Annotated in this window: 9 protein-coding genes and 1 pseudogene; all 10 read left to right on the forward strand. The window is 46.9% G+C overall.

Annotated features, from left to right (window positions below; all coding sequences use genetic code 11):
• Positions 1-147: 147 nt before the first annotated feature.
• Positions 148-2,331, forward strand: coding sequence for an S-layer family protein (locus H6G00_RS12165; RefSeq protein WP_190796923.1), 2,184 nt, complete (start codon positions 148-150; stop codon positions 2,329-2,331).
• A 214-nt stretch (positions 2,332-2,545) separates the two neighbouring features.
• Positions 2,546-3,181: a sigma-70 family RNA polymerase sigma factor gene (locus H6G00_RS12170; protein ID WP_190796924.1), complete on the forward strand. Its 636-nt coding sequence runs from the start codon at positions 2,546-2,548 to the stop codon at positions 3,179-3,181.
• 264 nt (positions 3,182-3,445) lie between these two features.
• Positions 3,446-3,715: a DUF4278 domain-containing protein gene (locus tag H6G00_RS12175; protein ID WP_190796925.1), complete on the forward strand. Its 270-nt coding sequence runs from the start codon at positions 3,446-3,448 to the stop codon at positions 3,713-3,715.
• Positions 3,716-3,779: 64 nt separating this feature from the next.
• Positions 3,780-5,288 carry a NarK family nitrate/nitrite MFS transporter gene (locus H6G00_RS12180; protein ID WP_190796926.1) on the forward strand — a complete coding sequence of 503 codons (1,509 nt, stop codon included), beginning with the start codon at positions 3,780-3,782 and terminating at the stop codon, positions 5,286-5,288.
• Between the two features lie 13 nt (positions 5,289-5,301).
• On the forward strand, positions 5,302-6,537 hold the full coding sequence (locus H6G00_RS12185; protein WP_190796927.1) for a nitric oxide synthase oxygenase: 1,236 nt from the start codon (positions 5,302-5,304) through the stop codon (positions 6,535-6,537).
• Positions 6,538-6,614: 77 nt separating this feature from the next.
• Positions 6,615-7,115 carry a GAF domain-containing protein gene (locus H6G00_RS12190; protein ID WP_190796928.1) on the forward strand — a complete coding sequence of 167 codons (501 nt, stop codon included), beginning with the start codon at positions 6,615-6,617 and terminating at the stop codon, positions 7,113-7,115.
• Positions 7,116-7,222: 107 nt separating this feature from the next.
• Positions 7,223-7,423, forward strand: a complete 201-nt coding sequence (locus H6G00_RS12195; protein ID WP_190796929.1) for a hypothetical protein — start codon at positions 7,223-7,225, stop codon at positions 7,421-7,423.
• Between the two features lie 157 nt (positions 7,424-7,580).
• Complete coding sequence (locus H6G00_RS12200; protein ID WP_242042245.1) at positions 7,581-8,285, forward strand: phytochelatin synthase family protein; 705 nt, start codon at positions 7,581-7,583, stop codon at positions 8,283-8,285.
• A gap of 104 nt (positions 8,286-8,389) precedes the next feature.
• A complete protein-coding gene (locus tag H6G00_RS12205) occupies positions 8,390-8,842 on the forward strand; it encodes a cupin domain-containing protein (RefSeq protein ID WP_190796931.1) in 453 nt (150 codons plus the stop codon).
• A gap of 66 nt (positions 8,843-8,908) precedes the next feature.
• Positions 8,909-9,303, forward strand: a pseudogene (locus H6G00_RS12210) (alpha-1,2-fucosyltransferase); the annotation flags it as partial.

The raw sequence follows: 9,303 nt of genomic DNA on the forward strand, positions 1-9,303 counted from the left end.
ACTTTAGACCAATTGCGCCAGCAGGTGAAAGAACAACTCGGCGCACTAACACCAGAAGTGGTTGCCTCAATTGTGGGGCGGCAGTCTATTTTAGATGCTCTATCTGTAGCCGGGCTTTAGAGAATTGGTATAAGCTTTCCAGCGGAAGTGGCGCGATCGGATGTGTTTCTGAGGGGTGCGTTCATCGACGTGATAGGCAATGGTGGCGGTAGTATCACCGTGAATGCTAGAGAGTTAAAGATTCTTATCGGTTTTCTGTCGGCAGGCATTAGCAGCAACTCCGGCTTGGTGGGCACTCAAGCAGGAGACATTACGCTCAACGCCAGCACCATTCGTGGAAGAGTATTCACCACGATTATTAATCTAGTTGATGAAGGTGGTGTGGGTAATGGCGGCGACATTCGCATCACTACAGATTCACTCTCCTTGACCGACTTTGCACAAATTGGTACCAGCACAGCGGGACAAGGTGATGCTGGCGATGTGATCATCCATGCTCGCGATCGCGTCGCCTTACGGTTTAGTGGTATTTTCAGTAGTGTCGAGCCTTCCAGCGCAAATACGCCTGTTGTCGGTGCGGGTGGCAACATCGAAATCACGACCAACTCCCTGTTGCTTACCGATGCTGGACAAGTCGCTGCCATCACCTTCGCCCAAGGGAATGCAGGCAACGTCATCATTCATGCTCGCGATCGCGTCTCCCTGGATGGAACGATTCCCAGCTTGGACGCTCCGAGTGCTATCGTTAGTATTGTCGGCGATTTTGAGGAGAACGAAGCGGCTGTGGGCGATGGCGGCAACGTTGAAATCACGACCCGCTCACTATCGCTTACCAATGGGGCACAACTGCTAACCACTGTCTTTGGACAAGGCGATGCAGGCGATGTGATTCTCAATGTGCGCGATCGCATTACTTTAGACGGTAGCTCAATTTTGAGTAACGTTAGTCCTGGGGCTACGGGCAACGGTGGCGATATCCGCATCAACACAGGTTCCTTCTCCCTGAATGGTGCTCAACTAATTACCAGCACACTCGGACAAGGCGATGCAGGCAATGTCACCATTCGCGCCCGCGATCGCGTCTCCTTGGAAGGGACAAGACAGCAGAGGTCACTGCTACTTCAAAGTGGAATTTTTACCAGTACGGAGGTAGGTGCCGAAGGACGCGGCGGAAATGTGAGGATTGCTGCCAATTCGGTTCGCCTCGCCGATGGCGGCAGCATCTTTTCCTCAACTCAGAATCGCTTTCCAGGCGGAACCATTACCGTCAACGCCAATACATTTGAGGCGAGCGAAGGAGCACAGGTAAACACCTCAAGCAATAACCAAGGACGAGTGGGCAACATCATCCTCAACGTGTCTGATCGCATCACGCTCTCTGGTGTGACAAACAACAGACCCATCAGTCTTCAAGGAAACGCCAGTGGCTTATATGCCAGTACTGCACCTGGGGCTTCGGCTCCAGGTGGAAACATTCAAATCACTACCGACCAGTTGCAGGTGTTCGATCGCGCCAGAATTGCAGTAGACAGCCAGGGCAGCGGCATTGGGGGAGGTGTTAATATCACAGCCTCTCGTGTGCAGTTAGACGATCGAGCGCGTATTACGGCGGAAACCGTTGCGGACGATGGGGGAAACATCACCCTACGCAATGTTGAACTCTTGCAGCTAAGCAACAATAGCCTCATTACCACCACTGCTGGCACCGAGCGCGCAGGTGGAGACGGCGGCGATATCAACATCGACGCGGATTTCATTGTGGCTTTCCCCAACAAAAACAGCGATATTCTAGCTAACGCTTTCACAGGCAGTGGTGGTAACGTTGACATTACGTCCCAAGGGTTGTTTGGCATTGCCGCTCAACCGCAGGAGAGCCCACTGACCAACGATATCACTGCAAGTTCAGAACGAGGGGTACAGGGAACTGTCGATATCACCCTCCCCGATGTTGACCCCAGACGTGGGCTGGTCGAACTGCCCGTCGAAGTCGTGGATGCCTCCACTCAGATTACGCAGACTTGTTCAAGTGCAGAAGCACTCATAGGTGAGTTTGTCGTAACCGGGCGGGGCGGTATACCAAGCAGTCCGCTCGATCCGCTCGTTGGGGATGACTCATTTGCAGAATGGTCCACCTTGGATGAGCAAGAGAGTGCGCCTGCGCCACTGAGTCGAGAAGATGATGGGGCACAAGCAGGGGCGATCGTGGAAGCGCAAGGTTGGGTTATGGCTGAAGACGGGACAGTAAGATTGATTGCTACTGCTTCTGCCAGTCGTGTGCGATCGCCTGAAGTTTGTCAGCGACCTGTTGCTTCTGTCATCTGGCCCAATTGATGAAAGCGAAGCCGAAGCGGGTGCGCTAAAACCATAAGAATGTGACAAATCATCGTAAGAATCTACAAGAAGTCGAGCATTGAAACTCACTACACTCCAAAGGTTAATAAGACAAGTGTGACTTTTTATAGTGGAGATATTCATCAGGTTTGTAGAAGAAATGATGCAACCTCAACACTCTCTATTGTGTGTTTGATAACTTCTAAGGTTTTACATGGATGTAGAAGATCTGCTTAATGAACACCTCAAGCAGTTGGCTATAATAGCCCAACAACATCTACCATCAGCCCCAGAGCGGCAATTAGCGTTGACTAGCTTAGTATATCGAATTCTGAATTCTAGTCAGCTTTGCCGTCCGCAATCGAAACAGTTTGTGGGTGTTTACCAGGATATTTATAACGAAGCAGTGCAAGACCTGTTAGCTTATGTCTGTTACAACATCGACGAATATGAACCCGATCGGGGATCGGTCATGGCATGGGTGAATGTTTTGTTGAAACGACGATTTTTTAGAGACGCAATTTCAAAAGTGATTGATCAACAACAGATAAAACGTATAACACTATCTGAGTTAGATAACATTGCTTCTCCTACAGAATCTCCAACATTAATTGATTTGATTAAAGAGTGTATTGAACTCGATCGAGAAAACCTTTTTAGGCAAGAATGCATTGGACAAAAACCAGATACTAATTTCCAGACGTTGGTATTGCAGCGAATTGATGGAAAATCTTGGAAGGAAATTGCTGCAAAGTCAGAGATCAATGTTTCTACACTAACGAGTTTCTACAGTCCATGTTTGGCGAAGTTTGCCGACAAATTGAAAGCCTATTGTATAGAAGACGGATAGTGAGCTGGTATGTTTTGCAATACTAGAAACTTGAACAACAGTTGAGAGCAAATTCCTTATTATTGAACAAATATCAGTCGAAAGGTAGAGAATTTCTTCTAAAAATATATCATCTCTAGCTCCAAATATAGATTTTTGAAAGTCTTGCATAATTTCTAGAGCTTTAATCTGAGAGGTTAATAGAAGGTCATCAATTTCGTAGTTGATGAGAATCAAAGAAACTTGTATTGCCTTTTGACATATTTGTATCAGGGAGATAAAAACATGAAACTTTGTTATCGCGGTGCTAATCACGAAGTTAATCAGTCTATTCAACCTGAGCTCATGAGCGTTACTCCAGTCACACTCATTTATCGCGGCAATCCATACCAACTGAATCCTCAAGGAAGCAGAAACCATATCCTCAAGGAAGCAGAAACCATCACTCTGCGATCGCCCAATAGTTTCAGAAAATTTTCAGAAGACCGCTATAGCAAGACCGCAGTTGATCTATCGCGGTATTGCTTACTTGCTATAAACGCTAGCTCAATCTAAATCAGCAATGAATGAACATTGTGCTGAAAAGAATTTGCCTTAGCTACTGCTTGAGGAGCAAACCATGCTGAGAACTTTATTCTCGTTTCGCAATCGTTACCGCATTCTCCATCTCACTTGGTTCGCTTTTTTTCTCTCTTTTGTGGTTTGGTTTGACGTTGCTCCCTTTGCTACAACGATTCAGCGTGAACTGCACCTCACATCACCACAATTGAAAGTCTTAGCCATTTGCAATTTAGCGCTGACCATTCCCGCTCGTATTGTGATTGGTATGGTGCTCGATCGCTATGGTCCACAATTAACGTTTTCGGCATTGCTCATGTTTGCTGTGGTGCCTTGCTGGCTGACGGCAACCGCACACGATTTTAATCAGCTGGTTTGGAGCAGTTTGATTAACAGCATCCTGGGAGCCGGATTTGTGGTCGGTGTTCGCATGGTTGCCGAATGGTTTTCATTTAAAGAAATCGGTCTGGCGCAGGGGATTTATGGCGGTTGGGGTAACTTTGGTGCAGCCGCCGCTCAGTTTTGTCTGCCAGTGTTAGCCGTGGCAATCGCATCTTTCACAGGCGGAAGCTTGAACTGGCGGATGGCGATCGCTACGATTGGTTTCGTAACTGCAATCTACAGCATTATTTATTGGCGCTATACGCAAGACACCCCACCGGACGAGGTGTACCAGCGTCCGAAGCGACATGGTGGGTTAGAAGTCACCAGCCAGCGTAGTTTTTGGGCAATATCACTTTTGGATTTAGGATTGCTCATATCGCTGGGATTGCTAACCTACTCACTGGCTCAAAACAACATTCAATTCTTGACTTTCAAGCAAGCGCATTTTATCTGGCTGTTTTTGGGGTTATTGTATGCAGTTCAGTTCTACAAAGCTTGGCAGATCAATCGAGAAATCGTGGGATCGCTCAATCCCTTTAGTTCGGAGTTTCTAAAACCGAGTCAGCACTATCCGCTAAACGAACGGTATCAGGTCCGACAAATCGCCCTGCTTGACTTCACGTATCTGACGAACTTTGGCTCTCAAATTACCGTGATATCAATCTTACCAACTTGGTTTGAACAAACCTTTGGACTGAATCCGGTGACAGCAAGTTTAGTCGCAACGGCTTATCCAGTTTTAAATTTAGTGTCTCGTCCGAGCGGTGGATTGATTAGCGATCGCGCTGGCAGCCGGAAATGGACGATGACAGGACTCACAATCGGGATTGGGATCGGCTATTTGCTCATGGGCAAGCTGGATGCTGGCTCAAACCTCACTGTCGCGATCGGGCTAATGATGCTCTCCGCCTATTTTGTGCAAGCCGGAGCCGGAGCAACCTTTAGCATAGTGCCGTTCATTCGCAAGCCTGTAACTGGACAAATCGCGGGCAGTGTCGGTGCTTATGGCAATGTGGGCGGTGTGATTTATTTGCTGCTCTACAGCCTCAGCAATGCTCAGACGCTGTTCTACAGCATGGGCATCACAGCTCTAATTTGTGCCAGCTTATGTGCTTTTCTCTTGCAAGAACCTCAGAGTTCTGTTGCAACCAACTCTCCTGAAACAGCAATTGCTTCTATTGAATAGCCCTCATACCCTCATGAAACTCAGCAATAATCAGATCCGCGAACAAATTGCAGAGGCAGAATCGCTGCCAACCCTGTTGCTCGAAGCAATCGACTATCTGCGGTTGTTGTATCAAGAGCAGTCATTATCAGAGTTGCAGTTGCAAAAGCGACTTGCAGAGATTTACCGCGAGTATGGGCGCGCTGCTTTACAGATACCGCAAGGGTCGCACACTTACTGGCAGACGGAGGAGGAATTGATCTATGGTGCCAAAGTGGCTTGGCGCAATAGCACCCGTTGCATTGGACGGATTTTTTGGGAAACGCTCAACGTGCGAGATCTACGCCATCTCACCACCGCAGAGGAAATCTTTGCTGCGATCGTCGATCATCTTTATCAGGCAACCAACGGCGGCAACATTCGTTCCACCATTAGTATCTTTGCACCCGTTGCACCGGGACAATCTGGAATTCGCATTTGGAATTCACAACTGATTCGCTATGCAGGATATCGTCAACCCGATGGCTCAATCATCGGTGACCCTGAGCAAGCGGAATTCACCGAACTGTGTCAACACCTTGGCTGGAAAGGACAGGGAACTCCATTTGATGTCTTACCGTTAGTCATTCAAATGCCGGGAGAGAAGCCTCAGTGGTTTGAACTGCCAAAAGAAGCGGTGATGGAAGTCCCAATTGCACATCCTGACTATGAGTGGTTTGCAGAACTCGGACTCAAATGGCACGCGCTTCCCGCCGTTTCAAACTGGCGATTAGAGATTGGCGGTATCTCCTATTCCTGCGCGCCCTTTAGCGGGTGGTACATGAGCACTGAAATTGCTGCCCGCAATTTTGGAGATGAGCAGCGATACAACCTGTTACCTGTGGTTGCCCAACGAATGGGATTAAATACACGCTCAAAACTCTCGTTGTGGAAAGACCAGGCATTAATCGAACTGAATCGAGCCGTTTTGCATTCGTTTATCGCCTGTGGGGTCAAGATCGTCGATCATCACACGGCGTCTGCTCAGTTCATGCAGCACTGGCAGCGAGAAGCCGATGCTGGACGCATCGTGCCTGCAGATTGGGGAAGAATTGTGCCGCCAATGTCTGCTTCTACCATGCAGGTGTTTCACCAGGAGATGCAAGATGTTTGCCTCAAACCTAATTTTTTTCAACAGCCTGTACCCTGGAAACGAGAAAACAGCAATCGACCTCCTTCCACTCCGTCTGTTCTTGGTGACTCACAGCCAAAGCAATGTCCTTTTCATTAACTGCTTCTGAATGACGCTCGCTCTGTGCCTTGCATTGATTTTTGGCTCTTCCCACAGGTCTATCCATTAGAGATTCTATGGTTGAATTAAATTCTGCATCGAGTAATGAACTATCCAAATATACTGACCAGTTCACTCGCATTCTCCAACAGGTTTGTCAAACAACCGACTGGGAGTATGGTGAGGTTTGGTTACCTCAGTTAGATAGCCCAATTCTAGAACTGAGTTCAGCCTGGTACGTCAGCGCTCAACTGGATGACGATCGTCAGCTTGCCTGGAAGCAGTTCCGCTATTGCAGCGAGAAATTTATTTTGCGGATTGGTGAAGGATTACCGGGAAGAGTTTGGGCATCACAAACAACAGAATGGATTATGGATGTCTCTGCCCAATCGGAATCCTATTTTTTACGCCATCAAATTGCTAAAGCGTTTGGAGCCAAAGCCAGCTTTGGTCTACCCATTAATACGAAGGATATGCAGGCAGTCGTCGCCTTTTTTAGGTCTGAAGCTCAGAATCAAAATGCACAATTGATGGCAGCGACTGAGGCGATCGTTAGGCAATCCCACACTCAAGGGTAAAACATGGTTTCGTGCAGCAGTTTTGGTACGGACTGGCGCAACTTCTGAAAGAAAATGACAATTCGAGACTGATTACTGTAGCAAACTTAAATAATTAGAGTGGTGAAATGCAAACTCAAAAGATGGGTTCCCTATACAAGCTCTACTGCTGGGGCTGGAAGAATGGCGTACTAGAGTGCTTTCCTGTGTCTCAACATTGGTTGCTCAGCATCTTTCTTTACTACCGTCGAGGTTTTGCTGAAGGATCAGAGTGGCGGCGAAAACAGATGGAAGGCTCGAAATGGCGGCAGAATCAGATGGAATATTAGCAATTTGAGTGTACGTTCAGTTCTGTGGTATTTCGAGTTGTATTGCGGAAATGATGGGTAGGAAAGAATTACATCTCCATATCTGTGCACGTGTCGATCAATGAATGAATGATGGCTATGGAAAAAGCAACTTTTCTCATTTTCAAGGATGATCGCGATGCCTGCATTAGCATTTTTGGTAGGTATTTCCCTAGTAAGCGGACGATTTGTCTCTAAGACACTTCCAGTCTCTTCAAATCTGATTCCACTCAATTCCACAGAGGGTGAACAGTTACTATTAACCAGCACTGCACAGCAGGACTACTTGCCACTCAGCACCTATTTTGTGACACAAAAAAATGTAGCTTATTGTGGGATTGCTAGTATGGTCATGGTGCTGAATGCTCTTTCAATTCCAGCTCCCGCTGCACCTGAGCTAGGAAATACTCACACGTTTACTCAGGATAATGTCTTTAATGACCAAATGCGACAAATTCGATCGCCACTCGAACTTTCATTTCGAGGCATGACGTTAGATCATTTGAGGCAGTTTTTAGTCAGTTACTCAGTCAAAGCAGATGTGCATTATGGTAGCGACGTCACACTAGATGAGTTTCGCAATCTAGTCAGCAAAAACTTACAAGAACCCAATAACTTTGTAGTGGTTAACTATTTGCGTCAAGCCATTAATCAAAAACAAGCAGGACATATTTCTCCCGTTGCTGCTTACCATCAACTCAGCGATCGCTTTCTGATTTTGGATGTGTCTCGCTATAAATATCCACCTGTTTGGGTAAGAGCAGAAGAGCTGTGGAAAGCGATAGCGACCCCAGATTCCGAGTCTGATAAAACACGTGGATTTGCTCTGGTCAGTGCCAAGTGAGTGGCTGTTGTGTAGCGATAGAACACTATGACGCGAAAAATACGTGACTTGCAAAACAGCAATTCTAAATCATCAATTACAAAAGTAATCTTGTGGAGGCTCCAATGAATCAATCTTGTGTCACTCCAGTGTTTAAATCACCGTACGAGTATCAAGCTTACCGTATCAGTCCAGATGCCACGAATCGGTTAGCGATCGTTTTTGATCCAGCCAGTGTTAATTTATCGATTACGTATTGCATTGAGATTTTTGATGTTGGTGGAAAAACGCCACCTAATCGGCATCAGTTTGCAGTCGAGACGTTTTTTGTGCTGAAAGGTGAAGGCATTGCAGTTTGTGATGGTAAAGAAGTTGCGATTCGCTCCGGAGATACCTTGCTCGTGCCACCCACCGCAGTTCATGAAATCCGCAATACTGGAGCAAAGCGACTGTACGTGATTACTGTAATGGTGCCGAATGAGAATTTTGCCGAACTAATTCGTAGCGGCGTTCCGGTCGAACTCGACGCTGAAGATTTAGCCGTGCTGCAGCATAACCTGGATCAGAATACAGCTTGATGAACCCTATTGCTCAAATCATTGTGATAGCAAGTTCTAATAGTAAGCGATAAACGGGAGGCAGCTTTGGATAAAGATTTAAAGTATTCCAAGCGCAGTGAGACAGATCAAGTTTTTCGCGCTATAAATTCTCTCAATCAGCCAACAGAGACTACAGCAACAGACACTTCTTCGTCTGAGCAATCTGTACTCACGATGTCATCACTGGGGAAGCTAGGAAGATTTGGTAATCAGCTTTTTCAGTATGCGTTTTTACGAATTTGTGCATTGCAATCAAAGGCGCAGGTCGAGGGCCCAGCTTGGATTGGTCAATCACTATTTGGACATACTGATCCACCCATTACACACCGTTTACCTGCCGCAATCGAACAGCTCGATCAGGGTGAAGCCTTGTTTGATGCGTTTCCAGAGTTTATTCCATACATTGAAAAAATGGCAGGAGCGCCAAGTCTTCGCGTTGG

It is taken from the genome of Leptolyngbya sp. FACHB-541, from assembly GCF_014695875.1.
In the GTDB taxonomy this organism is placed as follows: domain Bacteria; phylum Cyanobacteriota; class Cyanobacteriia; order Elainellales; family Elainellaceae; genus JAAUTN01.